This is a genomic window from Streptomyces sp. NBC_00829 (assembly GCF_045161795.1).
Classification (GTDB): Bacteria; Actinomycetota; Actinomycetes; order Streptomycetales; family Streptomycetaceae; genus Streptomyces.
Genome location: NZ_CP108867.1, coordinates 7671222 through 7687926 on the forward strand (window position 1 = coordinate 7671222; position 16705 = coordinate 7687926).

Here is a 16705-nt window from a genome sequence, read left to right on the forward strand (position 1 = left end):
GTCAGTCGAGGAGTGGCCATGGCTCACCAGGTTCGTGCTGTTGTCGCACCGGGGAAGAACGAGCCGGTGAGGGTCGAGACGATCATCGTGCCCGATCCGGGGCCGGGTGAGGTGCTGGTGAAGGTGCAGGCCTGCGGGGTGTGCCATACCGATCTCCACTACAAGCAGGGCGGGATCAGTGACGACTTTCCGTTCCTGCTCGGCCATGAGGCGGCGGGTGTGGTGGAGGCGGTCGGTGAGGGCGTCACCGAGGTGGGACCGGGTGACTTCGTCGTCCTGAACTGGCGTGCGGTCTGCGGCCAGTGCCGGGCCTGTCTGCGGGGCCGTCCCTGGTACTGCTTCGACACGCACAACGCCCGGCAGAAGATGACCCTGCTGGACGGCACGGTGCTGTCTCCGGCGCTTGGTATCGGTGCCTTCGCGGAGAAGACCCTGGTGGCTGCCGGGCAGTGCACGAAGGTCGACGAGCGTGCCTCGGCGACGGTCGCCGGTCTTCTCGGCTGTGGTGTGATGGCGGGTATCGGTGCCGCGATCAACACCGGGAAGGTGGGCCGCGGTGACTCGGTCGCCGTCATCGGCTGCGGCGGTGTGGGCGATGCCGCGGTCGTGGGAGCCCGCCTCGCGGGCGCGGCGAAGATCATCGCCGTCGACATCGACGACCGCAAACTGCAGACGGCGAAGACCATGGGCGCCACCCACACCGTCAACTCCAGACAGAGCGACCCCGTCGAGGCGATCCGCGAACTCACCGGCGGTTTCGGCGCCGACGTCGTCATCGAGGCCGTCGGACGCCCCGAGACATACCAGCAGGCCTTCCACGCCCGCGACCTGGCCGGCACCGTCGTCCTCGTCGGCGTCCCCACCCCCGAGATGAAGCTGGAACTGCCCCTCCTCGACGTCTTCGGCCGCGGCGGCGCACTCAAGTCCTCCTGGTACGGCGACTGCCTCCCCTCCCGCGACTTCCCCATGCTCATCGACCTCCACCTCCAAGGACGCCTCGACCTGGACGCATTCGTCACCGAGACCATCGCACTCGACGACATCGAAAAAGCATTCGCCCGCATGCACGAGGGCGACGTGCTGCGCTCGGTGGTGGTCCTGTGACCTCCACCGGCATCGACCACCTGGTCACCTCGGGCACCTTCTCCCTCGACGGCGGCACCTGGGACGTCGACAACAACGTCTGGATCGTCGGCGACACCTCGGAAGCGATCGTCATCGACGCCGCACACGACGCAGCCGCCATCCAGGCCGCCCTCAACGGACGAACTCTGCGCGCCATCGTCTGCACCCACGCCCACAACGACCACATCGACGCCGCCCCCGCACTCGCCGCCGCGACCGGCGCACCCATCCTGCTCCACCCCGACGACCTGCCCCTGTGGAAACAGACCCACCCCGAACGCGCCCCCGACGGCAACCTGTCCGACGGACAGACCCTCACCATCGGCGGCACCACACTCACCGTCCTCCACACCCCCGGCCACGCCCCCGGAGCCATCTGCCTCCACGCGCCCGAGCTGCGCGCCCTGTTCAGCGGCGACACCCTCTTCGCCGGAGGACCGGGGGCGACGGGCCGCTCGTACAGCCACTTCGGGACCATCATCGAGTCGATCCGGGACCGGCTGCTCGCGCTGCCCGGCGACACCGTGGTGCACACCGGGCACGGGGACACGACCACGATCGCCGCCGAGGCGCCCCATCTTCAGGAATGGATCGACCGCGGATTCTGACCTTCGCGCGGCGACCCTGCGGCCGGCGTCCCCTCGGGCCGGTCCTCCGGATCAGCACTCGATGACGTTGACCGCGAGGCCGCCGCGCGATGTCTCCTTGTACTTCACCTTCATGTCGGCGCCGGTCTCGCGCATGGTCTTGATGACCTTGTCCAGCGAGACCACATGGGTGCCGTCGCCGCGCAGCGCCATCCGGGCCGCGTTGATCGCCTTGACCGAGGCGATCGCGTTCCGCTCGATGCAGGGGATCTGGACCAGTCCGCCGACCGGGTCGCAGGTCAGCCCGAGGTTGTGCTCCATGCCGATCTCGGCTGCGTTCTCCACCTGCTCCGGCGTACCACCGAGCGCCTCGGCGAGACCGGCCGCCGCCATGGAGCAGGCCGACCCCACCTCTCCCTGGCAGCCCACCTCCGCCCCGGAGATCGAGGCGTTCTCCTTGAAGAGCACGCCCACCGCGCCCGCGGCGAGCAGGAAGCGGACGACGCCGTCCTCGTCGGCCCCCGGAATGAAGCGCGTGTAGTAATGGAGTACCGCGGGGACGATGCCGGCGGCGCCGTTGGTGGGCGCGGTCACGACGCGGCCCCCCGACGCGTTCTCCTCGTTCACGGCGAGGGCGTAGAGATTGACCCAGTCCATGACCCTCAGCGGGTCCGCGGTCCGCGTGTCCTCGGTGAGGGCGCGCAGCAGTCGGGGCGCGCGCCTGGGCACCTTCAGCCGGCCGGGCAGAGTGGTCTCGGTCCGCGAGCAGCCGCGGTCCACGCATTCCCGCATCACGGTCCAGATCCGCAGCAGACCGGCGCGCACCTCGCTCTCCGGCCGCCAGGACAGTTCGTTGGCGAGCATCACCCCGCTGAGGGGCAGACCGGACTCGTAGGCGCGCAGGAGCAGTTCGGACGCGGAGCCGAAGGGAAGGCGCACGGGCGTGTCGTCGGGCTTGATCCGGCTCGCTCCCGTCGCGCTCTCGTCGACGACGAAGCCGCCGCCCACCGAGTAGTAGGTACGGGTGCTGAGCTCGGCCCCCTCGTGGTCCAGGGCCTGGAACCTCATGCCATTGGGATGGAAGGGCAGGGTGCGCCGGCGGTGCAGCACCAGGTGCTCCGACGCGCGGAACTCCACCTCGTGCCGGCCCAGGAGCCGCAGCCGTCCCGTCTCGCGTATCCGGCGCACCCGGTCGTCCACGGCGTCCGTGTCGACGGTCTCGGGGTCCTCTCCCTCCAGGCCCAGGAGCACCGCACTGTCACTGCCGTGGCCGTGGCCGGTGGCGCCGAGGGATCCGAAGAGTTCGGCGCGGACCGAGGCGGCATGGGGGAGCACGCCGTCCTCGTGAAGTGCGGTGACGAAGACGCGGGCGGCCTTCATCGGTCCCACGGTGTGCGAGCTGGAGGGCCCGATACCGACTTTGAATAGGTCGAAGACGCTGATCGCCACGTCGTTCCTTCCGGATCGGAAGTTGTGTAGTACGCACAGCGTTGCGTAAAAAGAAACATGGAACAAGGGGTCGGACTGTCCGGGTGATGCCTTGACACGGACTGGGGGGAACCTCAAACTGACGTTGCGCTTACCGCAATCCGTTTCGCTATATGCACCCGAGGTGTCATGATGATTCCCGCGTGCCGTCTCTCGGATCTTCCCCGAGGCGAGGCCTATCGGCTCGACATCGATCCGCCGGTCTCGGTGTTCCACACCGACGACGGCGAGATCTTCGCCATCGACGACACTTGCACCCACCAGGATGCCTCGCTCGCCGACGGCTGGCTCGAGGGCTGCGAGGTCGAATGCCCGCTGCACGCCTCGAAGTTCGACCTCCGTACGGGGGCCGTCGACTCACCGCCGGCCAAGCTCCCCGTCCGTACGCACGAGGTCTTCGTCGAGGACGGCATGATCTACGTTCAGCCGTCCACCGCGGCCCCGAACCTGCCGCCCTGTGTCGCGGCGAGGCTCGCCGGAGGTCCCGCGTGAGGACGGTGGCCGTGGTCGGCGCCTCGCTCGCCGGACTGTCGGCCGCACGCTCCCTGCGCAAGCAGGGCTACGACGGACGGCTCGTCGTCATCGGCGACGAGCCGCACCGCCCGTACGACAGGCCTCCGTTGTCCAAGGAGTTCCTCGCCGGCACGATCCGTGAAGCGGATCTGGCACTGGAGGCGGACGGCGAGGACCTGCAGGCGGAGTGGCTGCTCGGTGTGCGGGCCGCGGGGTTCGACCCCGGCGAGCGTGCCGTGCGGCTCGCGGACGGCCAAACCGTCCGGGCCGACGGGCTGGTCATCGCCACGGGCGCCACCGCGCGCATGCTGCCGGGCGGCGACGACCTGGACGGGGTGCACACGCTGCGTACCCTGGACGACGCCCGAGCCCTGCGGGCCGATCTGGCCCGGGGAGGGCGGCTGGTGGTGATCGGCGGCGGATTCATCGGCGCCGAGGTCGCCTCGACCGCGTACGGCCTGGGACTTGATGTGACGGTCGTCGAGGCCGCCCCGACGCCCCTGGCGGGACCGCTCGGCGAAGTCATGGGCGGTGTCGTCTCCACGCTCCACGCCGACCACGGCGTACGGCTGCTGTGCGGCGTGGGCGTCCGGGGCCTGAGCGGCGCGCCGCAGAGCGGGTCGGACGGCTCCCCGGCCGAGGGACGACAAAGGGTGGCGGCTGTCCTGCTCGACGACGGACGGCGGCTCGAGGCCGACACGGTCGTCGTCGGAGTGGGCGCCCGCCCGTGCGTGGAGTGGCTGAGAGGATCCGGCGTCGCGCTGGAGGACGGCGTCACGTGCGGTTCGGACGGCCGCACCGGCATCGCCGGTGTCGTGGCGGTCGGCGACTGCGCCTCCTGGTACGACCCGGTCGCCCGGATCCACCGCCGCGTCGAGCACTGGACGGGCGCACGGGAGCGGCCCGACGCGGCCGTGGCCGCGCTGCTGTCCAAAGGCGCGGCGACGCCCGGGGTGCCCAAGCCGCCCTACTTCTGGTCTGACCAGTACGGCGTACGGATCCAGTTCGCCGGGCACTCCGCCGGGGCCGACAGCGTGACGGTCGAGGAGGGTCTCCCCGACGACCGGAGCTTTCTGGCGGTCTACCGGCGCTCGGGGCATCCGGTGGCCGTTCTCGGGATGAACCAGCCGCGCCTGTTCACACGCTGGCGCAAGCAGCTCGCCGCCGCGACCCTCTGACGCCGCCCGCCCGGCACCCTCAGTTGCTCAGCACGCTCTCCATTCGAAACGCACCGCGCCGCCCCGGACCGCGCGTCCCCGGCCCGGCAACCGACCGACATCGTCACCCCGCGAGGAGTGCCCTGTGACCCCGACCAGCCTGCCGGACAGCCTGATCGCCACCCTCCCCGGCTCCTATTACACCGATCCTGGGATCTTCGCCCAGGAGCAGGAGCACATCTTCGAGGCGATGTGGTTCTGCGTCGCGCGCTCGTCCGATCTCGCCCGGCCAGGAGCTTTCAGGACCGTCGACATCGGCCGCGAGAGCATCCTCGTCACACGGGCCCGCGACAACTCCGTCCGCGCCTTCTTCAACGTCTGCAGGCATCGCGGCGCCAAGCTGTGCACGGAGGAGAGCGGCGAGGTCAAGCGCGCGTTCCAGTGTCCGTACCACGCCTGGACCTACGACCTGACGGGCAAGCTCGTCGCGGCGCCCAACCTCACGAAGATGCCCGACATCGGCCGGGTGGAGTACGGCCTGGCGGGCGTGGCCACGCGTGAATGGCTGGGCTACATCTGGGTGTGTCTGGCCGAGACCCCGCCCTCGTTCGAGGAGCAGGTGGTCGGTGAGGTGGTCTCCCGCCTCGGTGACGTGGAGTCGATCGAGCGGTACGACATGGAGAGCCTCGAAGTCGGCAGACGGATCGTCTACGACGTGAAGGCGAACTGGAAGCTCATCATCGAGAACTTCATGGAGTGCTACCACTGCGCCACGATCCACCCGGAACTCACCGAGGTCCTGCCGGAGTTCGCCGACGGCTACGCCGCGCAGTACTACGTCGGGCACGGCGCCGAATTCGGCGCGGAGGTCAAGGGCTTCACCGTGGACGGCTCGGAGGGACTCGACCGTATACCCGGGGTCTCGGAGGAGCAGGACCGCCGCTACTACGCGATCACCGTCAGGCCGCAGGTCTTCATCAACCTCGTCCCCGACCATGTGATCTTCCACCGGATGTATCCGGTCGCCGTCGACCGCACGATCGTCGAGTGCGACTGGCTCTATCTCAAGGACGTGGTGGACAGCGGCAGGGACGTCAGCCGGTCCGTCGAGCTCTTCGACCGGGTCAACCGGCAGGACTTCGACGCCTGCGAGCGCTGCCAGCCCACGATGAGTTCGCGCCTGTACGCCAAGGGCGGCGTGCTCGTCCCCAGCGAGCACCACATCGGCGCCTTCCACGACTGGATCCACGAGCGTCTCGGCTCGGGGCAGTCCTAGGTTCCTTCGTCTGGATCAGCCTGGGCATGATCCAGACGAGAGACCCTCATAGCGACGGCGGCCCGCGGGGCGCCGGAACCAAGGGCGGGGACTGGGCACAGGACCTGGGCCCGCCCGGAGTCCCGCAGCCGCCCACGTCCCGCGCGCACCGGCACCGGCCGCCTTGTGCTGCCGGTGCCCGCCCGTGTCAGCCCAGGTAGCCCATGCGGTGACTGATCTCTTCCGCCCCCTCGATCAGCGCCGGGGCGAGCTCACGCATGCGCTCCTCGGTCAGCCGGTACGAGGGACCCGACGCGCTGAGGGCGGCGATGACCTCCCCGTCGCGGGAGCGGACCGGCGCTGCCATCGCGTGCAGACCGACTTCGAGCTCCTCCAGGGTGCAGGCGTACCCGCGCTCCCTGGCGTCCGCGAGGTTCTTCTCGAGCTTCGTCCTCGCCGTCAGGGTGTTCGGGGTCAGCTTCTTCAGACCCGACTGCGCCAGCAGCTCGGCCCGCTCCTTGGCGGGCATGTGGGCCAGCAGGATCTTGCCGCTGGACGTGGCGTGCAGGGGCGTCAGCTGGCCGACCCAGTTGTGCGCGGCGACCGCCGCCGGGCCACGCACCTGGAAGAGGTTGATCGCGTAGTGCTCCTGCATGACCGCGATATTGACGGTCTCGCCCATCTCCTCGGCGAGGCGCTCACAGACCGGGCGGCCCTGCTGGGTGATGTCGATACGGCCCGTGACCGCGCCGGCCAGCCGCACGATGCCGAAGCCGAGCCGGTACTTGCCGCGCTCGCCCGCCTGTTCCACCAGGCCGCGTGCCTCCAGTGCTCCGAGCAGGCGGAAAGCCGTGGATTTGTGGACCTCGATCTCGGCCGCCACGTCGCTGACACCCGCTTCACCTTGCTGGGCGAGGATTTCCAGGACGCTGATGGCGCGGTCGACCGACTGGACCCCGCCGGGCTGCGAACCTGTCGTTTCGGTATCTGGACTGAAGTTGCTCACAGCGAAACTATACGCGCAGTAAACAACAAGCGGGTAGCAGGACGGGTGGCGCGACAAGTTGCGTTGCTCGCAACCTGGTGCGTATCACGCTACTCGTACTAGCATGCGCGGCGTATCGAACGGCGCGATCGAGACGAGGCAGCCATGGCTCCCCTGCAATACGACTTCGTCATCGTCGGCGGCGGATCAGCCGGCAGCGCACTGGCGAACCGGCTCTCCGCCGACCCGGGCAACCGAGTGCTGGTGCTGGAAGCCGGCCGCCCCGACTATCCGTGGGACGTGTTCATCCACATGCCCGCGGCGCTGACCTTCCCCATCGGCAGCCGCTTCTACGACTGGAAGTACCAGTCCGAGCCCGAGCCCCACATGGGCGGCCGGCGCGTCTACCACGCCCGCGGCAAGGTGCTCGGCGGTTCGAGCAGCATCAACGGCATGATCTTCCAGCGCGGCAATGCCATGGACTACGAGCGGTGGGCGTCCGACCCGGGCATGGAGACCTGGGACTACGCGCACTGTCTGCCGTACTTCCAGCGTATGGAGAACTGTCTGGCCGCCGACCCCGACGACGAGTTCCGCGGCCACGACGGCCCCCTCGTCCTCGAACGCGGACCTGCTTCCAGCCCGCTCTTTCCCGCCTTCCTGGAGGCCGTCCAGGAAGCCGGCTACCCCCGTACCGACGACGTCAACGGCTACAAGCAGGAAGGCTTCGCGCCGTTCGACCGCAATGTCCACCGCGGACGCCGGCTGTCGGCGTCGAAGGCGTACCTCAAGCCGGTGCGCAGGCGCCCGAACCTCACGGTCACCACCCGTGCCCTGGTCACCCGTGTCCTGTTCGAGGGCAAGCGCGCCGTCGGCGTCGAATACCGGCGCGGCCGCGGCAAGCCCCAGCAGGTCCGCGCCCGCGAGGTCATCCTCTGCGGAGGCGCGATCAACTCCCCTCAGCTGCTCCAGCTCTCCGGCGTCGGCAACGCCCAGGAACTGGGCGCGCTCGGCATCGACGTCGTCCACGACCTGCCGGGAGTCGGCGAGAACCTCCAGGACCACCTCGAGGTCTACGTCCAGTACGGCTGCAAGCAGCCGGTCTCCATGCAGCCGTACATGAAGTGGTACCGCTACCCCTTCATCGGCCTGCAGTGGCTGTTCCGCAAGGGCCCGGCCTCGACCAACCACTTCGAGGCGGGCGGCTTCGCCCGCAGCAACGAGGAAGTGGACTACCCCAACCTGATGTTCCACTTCCTGCCCATCGCGGTCCGCTACGACGGCACGTCGCCGTCCGGTGGCCACGGCTACCAGGTGCACGTCGGGCCGATGTACTCCGACGCCCTCGGCTCCGTGAAGATCAAGAGCAAGGACCCGCGCGAGCACCCGGCCCTGCGCTTCAACTACCTCTCCACCGAACAGGACCGCCGTGAGTGGGTCGAGGCGATCCGGGTGACCCGCAAGCTCCTCAACCAGCCCGCGCTCTCCCCGTACAACGACGGCGAGATCTCTCCCGGGCCGTCCGTGGAGAGCGACGAGGAGATCCTCGACTGGGTCGCGAAGGAGGGCGAGACCGCCCTGCACCCCTCCTGCACCTGCAAGATGGGCACGGACGAGATGGCCGTCGTCGATCCCGCCAGCATGCGTGTGCACGGTGTGGAGGGGCTGCGCGTCGTGGACGCCTCGGTGATGCCCTACGTCACCAACGGCAACATCTATGCTCCGGTCATGATGATCGCCGAGAAGGCTGCCGACCTCATCCTCGGCAAGACCCCTCTGGCGCCCTCCAAGGCCGACTACTACCGCCACAGAGACGCCCTCAAGTGACCATGCTCCAGGCTCTGCTGCACCGCGTCCGCTACGAGGTGCTCCCCGCGAAGGCGACCCACGACGCGGTCCTCGCCCATGTGCCGCGCGACGTGGTGGTCACGGTCACCGCGTCGCCGGTCAAGGGCCTCGATCCCACCCTGGATCTCGCGACCCGGCTGGCGGGGCGCGGCTACCGTGTGGTCCCGCACGTGCCCGCGCGGCTGCTGCGGGACGGCGCGCATCTGGCCGAGGTCGTCCACCGGCTGCGCGAGGCGGGCGTGGACGACGTCTTCGTGCCCGCGGGGGACGCCAGCCCGCCCGCGGGCCCGTACGAAGGCGCACTGCCCGTGCTGCGGCGCCTCGCCGAGCTGGGCAGTCCGTTCTCCGGGGTCGGTATCACGGGCTACCCGGAGCGCCACCCCCTCATCGAGGACGACATCACCATCCAGGCCATGTGGGACAAGCACCCCCACGCGACCTACATCGTCAGCAATCTGTGCTTCGACGCGCGTGTGCTGGGTGAGTGGGTGACACGGGTGCGGCGCCGCGAGGTCACGCTGCCGGTCCATGTGGGCGTGGCCGGTCCCGTGGAGCGCACGAAGCTGCTGGCGATGGCGACGAAGATCGGCGTGGGGGAGTCGACGCGCTTCCTGGCCCGGCACGCCTCCTGGTTCGCGCGTCTGGCCGCGCCGGGCGGCTACGCGCCGGAGAGGCTGCTGCGGCGCAGTGCGCCCGTCCTGACGGCCCCCTCGGCGGCGGTGGCGGGCCTGCACCTGTTCACGTTCAACCAGATCGCGGAGACCGAGCGCTGGCGCCGTGCGCTGCTCGACCGCGTGGCCGGCTAAGCGGTCTTCACATGCGAGCGCCGGGCGGACCGACATTCGGCCCGCCCGGCGCTCGACGACCGTTCAGCGGAAGACGACCGTACGGTTCCCGTGGACCATGACACGGCTCTCGCTGTGCCACTTCACCGCGTGCGCCAGTACCTGTGCCTCGACATCCCGTCCCACCGTCACCAGTTCGTCGGGGTCGAGCGAGTGATCCACGCGGACCACGTCCTGCTCGATGATCTGCCCCTCGTCCAGGTCGGGTGTCACATAGTGAGCCGTGGCGCCGACGAGCTTCACACCGCGGTCGTATGCCTGCCCGTACGGGCGCGCGCCCTTGAAGCTGGGCAGGAAGGAGTGGTGGATGTTGATGGCCCGGCCTTCGAGCTGCTTGCACAGGTCGTCGGAGAGGATCTGCATGTAGCGGGCGAGCACCACCAGGTCGATGTCCAGCTCCCGTACCAGCTCCAGCAGGCGTGCTTCGGCGTCCGCCTTGGTGTCCCGTGTCACCGGGACGTGATGGAAGGGGATGCCGTAGGTCGCGGCCAGCTCCTCGAACTCCTCGTGGTTGGAGACGATGGCCGGGATCTCGATGTTGAGCGCGCCGGTGCGCCGGCGGAAGAGCAGGTCGTTCAGACAGTGGCCGAACTTCGACACCATGATGAGCGTGCGGGTGGGTGTCGAGGCGTCCCTCAGGGTCCACGAGATCCGGTAGGCCTCGGCAACGGGACCGAATCGGTCACGCAGTTGTTTCACGCCGGTGTCGGGGTCGGACACATCGAAGTGGACCCTCATGAAGAAGCGGTCCTGAAGGCGGTCGTCGAACTGCTGACTTTCCAGGATGTTGCCGGAATTCCGGACCAGGTAGCCGCTCACGGCATGAACCAGCCCGGCCTGGTCCGGGCACGAGAGGGTAAGGACGTATTCACGGCCAGGTTGCGGTCGAGGGGACATGCGCGGCCTCCGACGGTGCGTATTGCACAACACGGTGAGTGATACGCAACATGGTCAGTGCGTCGGGGGTCGCGGTCAAGGGATGGGTGACAACTGGCCCGTCCGGGTTGATCCGGCTGGTCCCGCCCTCTTGACGTAGGTCACACGTTCGGCCAGGGTGTTCCACCACAAGCAATGCAGTGCATGATGCGCAACGAACTTCGCTCGAAGGGCTCCGCTCGTGTCAGACCTGTATGTGGACGGAGAATGGCGCGATCCGGTGGCCGGAGGTCACCGCGAGATCCTCTGCCCCGCGGACGGCACCCTTGCGGCGGTCGTCTCCGAAGGGACGCGCGCCGACACCGAGGCCGCGATCGCGGCGGCCCGCCGGGCCTTCGACGAAGGCCCCTGGCCGCGGACCCCCGAGCGGGAGCGCGGGGCGCTGCTGCTGCGCACCGCGGACCTGATCGAGCGCGACGCCAAGGAGTTCGCCCGCGCCGAGTCGCTGGACACCGGCAAGCGGCTGGTGGAGAGCGAGTACGACATCGCCGACGTCGTCTCCTGTTTCCGCTACTACGGCGGGATCGCGGGCACCAGCAGCGGCCGGGTGGTCGACACCGGACGCGATGACGCCGTCAGCCGTGTCGTGTACGAGCCGGTCGGTGTCTGCGCACTGATCACCCCGTGGAACTACCCGCTGCTCCAGGCGTCGTGGAAGGTCGCCCCCGCTCTGCTGGCCGGCAACACGGTTGTCGTCAAGCCCAGTGAGCTCACCCCCTCCACAACGGTCATGCTGATGCGGGCACTTGAGGAGGCCGGTCTGCCGGGCGGCGCCGCCAACCTCGTACTCGGCTCCGGGCCGGAGGTGGGCGCACCGCTCGCCGAAGACCCCGCCGTCGACATGATCTCCTTCACCGGGGGCCTGGACACCGGCCGCAGGATCATGGCCACGGCAGCGGCGACCGTGAAGAAGGTCGCCCTCGAACTGGGCGGCAAGAACCCCAATGTGGTCTTCGCCGACGCCGACTTCGATGCCGCGGTGGACTTCGCCCTGACGGCGGTCTTCCTGCATTCGGGCCAGGTCTGCTCGGCCGGGGCGCGGCTGATCGTCGAGGACACCCTCCACGACGCCTTCGTCGACGAGATCGTGCGCCGCGCCGGACTGATCCGGCTGGGCGGTCCCTTCGACCCCGAGGCCGACACGGGACCGCTCGTCTCCGCGCAGCACCGCGAGAAGGTCGAGGCCTATGTCGCGGCGGGACTCGCCGAGGGCGCGGTACTGCGCTGCGGCGGCAGCCGCCCCACGGACCGGGGCCTGGAGAACGGCTACTACTACCCGCCGACCGTCCTCGACGAGTGCCGGCAGGACATGCGCGTGGTGCACGAGGAGTCCTTCGGCCCCGTCCTGACCGTCGAGCGCTTCAGCGACGAGGACGACGCCGTACGCATCGCCAATGACACCGAGTACGGACTCGCCGGAGCCGTATGGACGCAGGACGCCGGCAGGGCCCAGCGGGTCGCGCGCCGGCTGCGTCACGGCACCGTGTGGATCAACGACTACCACCCCTATGTGCCGCAGGCGGAATGGGGCGGATTCGGGTACTCGGGCGTGGGCCGCGAACTGGGGCCGACCGGCCTGGACGAATACCGCGAGCCCAAGCACATCTGGCAGAACATCCAACCCCGGCCGCAGCACTGGTTCCGCGGCTGAATGCCGAAGAGAGGCCGACCGTGACCCCAACGCAGACTGAGGTGCCGCAGCGGCGCGGCGCGTCCAAGGACCAGGACCGACCACCGGTCATCTCCGTACGCGGGCTGTGGAAGGTGTTCGGGCCCAAGGCCGCCCAGGTGCCGGGCTCCGAAGAGCTGTGCTCACTCACCCGCCGCGAGCTCATGGACCGCACCGGATGCACCGCCGCCGTACGGGACGTGCACTTCGACGTGTCGCCCGGCGAGGTCTTCGTCGTGATGGGTCTGTCCGGCTCCGGCAAGTCCACGCTGGTGCGATGTCTCACCCGGCTGATCGAACCCACCGCGGGCGAAGTCAACTTCGAGGGCGAGGACATCCGCGGTGCGGACACCAAGCGGCTGCGCGAGCTGCGTCGCAGCAAGTTCTCCATGGTCTTCCAGCACTTCGGGCTGCTGCCCCACCGCCGGGTCGTCGACAACGTGTCGTACGGTCTGGAAATTCGCGGGATGGGCAGGGCCGAGCGCACCAAGCGGGCCCTGGAGGTCGTCGAACTGGTCGGCCTCTCGGGATACGAGAACTCCTATCCCGACCAGCTCTCCGGCGGCATGCAGCAGCGCGTCGGCCTCGCCCGTGCCCTCGCCGGCGATCCGGAAGTGCTCCTCTTCGACGAGCCGTTCTCCGCGCTCGACCCGCTGATCCGCCGCGACATGCAGAACGAGGTCATCCGGCTGCACCACGAGGTCGGCAAGACCATGGTGTTCATCACCCACGACCTGTCCGAGGCGCTCAAGCTCGGCGACCGGATCCTCATCATGCGCGACGGCAAGATGGTCCAGTGCGGCACGGGTGACGAACTGGTCGGCGCGCCGGCCGACGACTATGTGCGCGAATTCGTCAAGGACGTCTCCCGCGCGGAGGTCCTGACCCTGCGCTGGATCATGCGCGACCCCCAGCCGGACGATGCCCTCGACGGACCGGAGCTGGGCCCGGACGTCGTGGTGCGCGAGGCGACGCGGGCGGTGCTCGCCGCGGACCGGCCGGTCAAGGTCGTCGAGAACGGCCGGCTGCTGGGCATCGTCGGCGACGAGGAGATCCTCGCGGTCGTCGCCGGGCACGAAGGCGGCGCGTAATGGCTGTCGCCGCCGGGACGGCCGCCCCGGTCGCGGCCACGCGCAGAGTAAGCCGCCGCGTCGTCGTGGCGGCGATCGTGATCGCCTGGCTCGTGCTGTTCGCCGCCCTGCGCGGGCGGCAGACGCTGGCACTGGCGGCGGCCGACCTGACGGACCTGCACCGCTGGTTCAACTCCGTCAACGACAGCATCGGGGCGGACCGCAACAGCAACCCCCTCTTCCTCTACTTCTTCAACGAGATCCGGCTGGTCATCGACCAACTCGTCACCTTCGTCCAGTCACTGATCTCCCAGCCCCAGGACGGGCGTGGGGTCCCCGTCATCGGCTGGCTGGGTGTCGTTGGACTCGTCGGCTATGTCTCCTGGGCCTTCGGCAGCATCAGGGTCGCGGCCCTGGCCGTGGCCGGGTTCGTCTTCTTCGGACTCCAGGGGCTGTGGCAAGAGAGCATGGACACGCTGGCGCTGACGCTGTCGGCGGTCTTCGTCTCGCTGCTCATCGGCATTCCGCTCGGCATCTGGGCCGGGCTCTCCGACCGGGTGAACCGTGCCATCACGCCGTTCCTCGACTTCATGCAGACGATGCCGACCTTCGTCTATCTGGCACCGCTCACGTTGTTCTTCCTCATCGGCCCGGCATCCGCGACGATCGCCACCCTCATCTACGCGGCGCCCCCCGCCATCCGAATCACCGCGCACGCCATCCGCTCGGTGCCCGCCACCACGGTCGAGGCCGCCGAGTCACTGGGGTCCACCCGGCGGCAGACGCTCACCAAGGTGCTGCTGCCCATGTCCAAGCGGACCGTTGTGATGGGCGTGAACCAGACCATCATGGCCGCGCTGTCCATGGTCACCATCGCCGCCCTGATCGACGCGCCCGGCCTGGGCAAGACGGTCGTCAAGGCGCTGCAGACCCTCGACGTCGGCGTCGCCTTCAACGCCGGGCTCGCCATCGTCGTCATGGCCATCGTGCTGGACCGGGTGACCACCGCGGCGGGCGACCGCGTGGAGGAGGCCAGGAAACGTGGCGCCGGCCGTTTCGCGACGTGGCGCCGTCCCCTGCTGGTGGCCGGTGGCGTGGTTGCCGCCGTGTGCGTGTGGCTCTCCCACACATATGTGTGGGCGGCGCAGTTCCCGGGCGACGCCGGGGTCGGTGCCGCCATTGCGCGTACGGCGGACTCGGTCACGCTGTGGACGCAGGACACGTTCGGCGGGCTGACGAACGGCACCCGGGACGTGATGACGACCGCGCTGCTCAACCCCTTCGAGACGCTGCTCAGCGAATCGCCCTGGTGGCTGGTCGGCGTGGTTCTCGTCTCCGTCGGCACGGTGCTCGGCGGCTGGCGAGCGGGTGCCACGGCCGCGGTCTGTGTGTCGCTCCTCGTCGGGACGGGGGTGTGGTCGGACAGCATGACCACGCTGGCCTCCACGGCCGTGGCGACCCTGATCGTCATGCTGCTCGGCGTCGTGGTCGGTGTCTGGATGGGGCGCAGTCCGATGGCCGACCGGTTGATCAGACCCAGTCTCGACGCGGGACAGACCATGCCCTCGTTCGTGTATCTGGTGCCGTTCCTGGCGCTGTTCGGCGCCACGCGGTTCACGGCGATCATCGCCGCGGTCGTCTTCGCCGCCCCCGTGACCATCAAGATCATCGCGGACGGTGTGCGGGCGGTTCCCCCGACCACGGTGGAGGCGGCCACGGCCGCCGGATCCAGCACCTGGCAGATCATCACCAAGGTGCAGCTCCCCATGTCACGCAGCGCCCTGACACTCGCGACCAACCAGGGGCTGATCTACGTCCTGTCCATGGTGGTCGTCGGTGGTCTCGTCGGTGCGGGCGCCCTGGGCTACGACGTCGTAGCCGGTTTCTCCCAGGGCGAGTTGTACGGCAAGGGCCTCGCGGCCGGTCTGGCCATCGTTCTGCTCGGGGTCATGTTCGACCGGATCACCCAGGCAGCGGCCCGGCGCACACAGCGAGCGCCCGGCGCCCACTAGGCCGGCCACCACTTCGCGGCCACAGGAAGAAGCACAGGAGGCAGCACATGATCGGGAACTTCATCACGCAGTCGAGGCCCGCGAGACGGCGGGCCGCGGTGGCCGGGCTGGCGGCGCTGGGCCTGGCCGCCGTCACCGGTTGCGGTGGCGCCAAGGTAGGCGAGTCGGGGTCGGGCGCCTCGGGCGGCGGTCCGGGCAAATGCGGCACGTTCAACCTCGCGGTCAACCCCTGGGTCGGATACGAGGCCAACGCGGCGGTCATCGCGTATGTCGCCGAGCACGACCTCAAGTGCCAGGTGACCAAGAAGGACCTCAAGGAAGAGGTCGCCTGGCAGGGCTTCGGCACCGGAGAGGTCGACGCCGTCGTCGAGAACTGGGGCCACGACGATCTGAAGAAGAAGTACATCACCGACCAGAAGACCGCCGTGGCGGCCGGGGCGACCGGCAACAAGGGGGTCATCGGCTGGTTCGTGCCGCCGTGGCTGGCCAAGGAGCACCCGGACATCACCGACTGGAAGAACCTCAACAAGTACGCCGCCAACTTCAAGACATCGGAGTCGGGCGCCAAGGGGCAGTTCCTCGACGGCGATCCGTCCTTCGTCACCAATGACGCGGCACTGGTGAAGAACCTGAAGCTGGACTACAAGGTCGTCTACGGCGGCAGCGAGGCGGCGCTCATCCAGGCGTTCAGGCAGGCCGAGGCCAAGAAGACATGGGTGATCGGATACTTCTACGCGCCGCAGTGGTTCCTGTCGGAGGTCGAGCTCGCGAAGGTGAACCTGCCGCCGTACCAGGCCGGCTGTGACGCGGACGCGGCGAAGGTGGCCTGCGACTATCCCGAGTACGAGCTGGACAAGATCGTGAGCAAGAAGTTCGCCGACTCCGGCAGCCCTGCCTACGACCTCGTCAAGAACTTCACCTGGACCAACTCCGATCAGAACCTCGTGGCCAAATACATCGCCGAGGACAAGATGACGCCGGAGGCGGCGGCCAAGAAATGGGTGGACGCCAACCGTAAGAAGGTCGATTTCTGGCTCAAGAAGGGCTGATCCACAAGAAGGGCCGGGACGTGTCGACCGTGCCCGGCGGGCTGCCGTGACAGCCCGCCGGGCACGGTCGTTTTTTTGCCCCGGTCACTGCCGTGAAGGACCCTTGACACCCTCCCCGGCGACCGGCATCGTGAGTTGCGCAACCTGAAGCATGTTGCGCTGACAG

14 protein-coding genes are annotated in these 16705 nt (G+C 68.9%); 11 read left to right on the forward strand and 3 right to left on the reverse strand.

Going from position 1 to position 16705, the window contains the following annotated elements; genetic code table 11:
• The first annotated feature begins 18 nt into the window (after window positions 1–18).
• On the forward strand, window positions 19–1104 hold the full coding sequence (locus tag OG293_RS34410) for an S-(hydroxymethyl)mycothiol dehydrogenase (RefSeq protein WP_406002651.1): 1086 nt from the start codon (window positions 19–21) through the stop codon (window positions 1102–1104).
• The gene (locus OG293_RS34415) at window positions 1101–1733 is read left to right on the forward strand and encodes an MBL fold metallo-hydrolase (protein ID WP_406002652.1); all 633 of its coding nucleotides are present in this window, start codon (window positions 1101–1103) and stop codon (window positions 1731–1733) included. Before OG293_RS34410 ends, OG293_RS34415 begins: the two co-directional genes overlap by 4 nt.
• Window positions 1734–1784: 51 nt before the next feature.
• Here the strand turns inward: OG293_RS34415 and OG293_RS34420 are convergent, their stop codons facing one another.
• Entirely contained in the window at window positions 1785–3161 is a 1377-nt protein-coding gene (locus OG293_RS34420; RefSeq protein WP_406002653.1) for an L-serine ammonia-lyase, read from the reverse strand.
• Between the two features lie 168 nt (window positions 3162–3329).
• Between OG293_RS34420 and OG293_RS34425 the strand changes: the two genes are divergently transcribed.
• The 3 genes from OG293_RS34425 to OG293_RS34435 all read left to right on the forward strand — a co-directional run bounded on the left by OG293_RS34425 (window position 3330) and on the right by OG293_RS34435 (window position 6146).
• A complete protein-coding gene (locus OG293_RS34425; RefSeq protein ID WP_406002654.1) occupies window positions 3330–3692 on the forward strand; it encodes a bifunctional 3-phenylpropionate/cinnamic acid dioxygenase ferredoxin subunit in 363 nt (120 codons plus the stop codon).
• Window positions 3689–4891, forward strand: coding sequence for an NAD(P)/FAD-dependent oxidoreductase (locus OG293_RS34430; RefSeq protein ID WP_406002655.1), 1203 nt, complete (start codon window positions 3689–3691; stop codon window positions 4889–4891). The genes OG293_RS34425 and OG293_RS34430 overlap by 4 nt, the downstream gene beginning before the upstream one ends.
• A gap of 124 nt (window positions 4892–5015) precedes the next feature.
• Entirely contained in the window at window positions 5016–6146 is a 1131-nt protein-coding gene (locus tag OG293_RS34435; RefSeq protein WP_406002656.1) for an aromatic ring-hydroxylating dioxygenase subunit alpha, read from the forward strand.
• A gap of 187 nt (window positions 6147–6333) precedes the next feature.
• Here the strand turns inward: OG293_RS34435 and OG293_RS34440 are convergent, their stop codons facing one another.
• The gene (locus tag OG293_RS34440) at window positions 6334–7131 is read right to left on the reverse strand and encodes an IclR family transcriptional regulator (protein ID WP_406002657.1); all 798 of its coding nucleotides are present in this window, start codon (window positions 7129–7131) and stop codon (window positions 6334–6336) included.
• 144 nt (window positions 7132–7275) lie between these two features.
• On the opposite strand from OG293_RS34440, the gene betA reads away from it, so the two are divergent.
• Both betA and OG293_RS34450 read left to right on the forward strand, forming a co-directional pair.
• Window positions 7276–8937 carry a choline dehydrogenase gene (gene betA, locus OG293_RS34445; RefSeq protein ID WP_406002658.1) on the forward strand — a complete coding sequence of 554 codons (1662 nt, stop codon included), beginning with the start codon at window positions 7276–7278 and terminating at the stop codon, window positions 8935–8937.
• Between the two features lie 2 nt (window positions 8938–8939).
• Window positions 8940–9764: a 5,10-methylenetetrahydrofolate reductase gene (locus OG293_RS34450; RefSeq protein ID WP_406003805.1), complete on the forward strand. Its 825-nt coding sequence runs from the start codon at window positions 8940–8942 to the stop codon at window positions 9762–9764.
• Between the two features lie 63 nt (window positions 9765–9827).
• Here the strand turns inward: OG293_RS34450 and purU are convergent, their stop codons facing one another.
• Window positions 9828–10700, reverse strand: a complete 873-nt coding sequence (gene purU, locus OG293_RS34455; protein WP_406002659.1) for a formyltetrahydrofolate deformylase — start codon at window positions 10698–10700, stop codon at window positions 9828–9830.
• 220 nt (window positions 10701–10920) lie between these two features.
• Here purU and OG293_RS34460 point away from each other — a divergent pair, with 220 nt between their 5' ends.
• Genes OG293_RS34460 through OG293_RS34475 form a run of 4 tightly spaced genes read left to right on the forward strand, consistent with a single transcriptional unit; the run spans window position 10921 to window position 16539 of the window.
• Window positions 10921–12390 (forward strand): aldehyde dehydrogenase family protein, encoded by a 1470-nt coding sequence (locus OG293_RS34460; RefSeq protein WP_406002660.1) that lies wholly within the window; start codon window positions 10921–10923, stop codon window positions 12388–12390.
• 20 nt (window positions 12391–12410) lie between these two features.
• A complete protein-coding gene (locus OG293_RS34465) occupies window positions 12411–13499 on the forward strand; it encodes a glycine betaine/L-proline ABC transporter ATP-binding protein (RefSeq protein WP_406002661.1) in 1089 nt (362 codons plus the stop codon).
• The gene (locus tag OG293_RS34470) at window positions 13499–15490 is read left to right on the forward strand and encodes an ABC transporter permease (protein WP_406002662.1); all 1992 of its coding nucleotides are present in this window, start codon (window positions 13499–13501) and stop codon (window positions 15488–15490) included. The genes OG293_RS34465 and OG293_RS34470 overlap by 1 nt, the downstream gene beginning before the upstream one ends.
• Before the next feature lie 47 nt (window positions 15491–15537).
• Entirely contained in the window at window positions 15538–16539 is a 1002-nt protein-coding gene (locus tag OG293_RS34475; protein ID WP_406002663.1) for an ABC transporter substrate-binding protein, read from the forward strand.
• Window positions 16540–16705 lie beyond the last annotated feature (166 nt).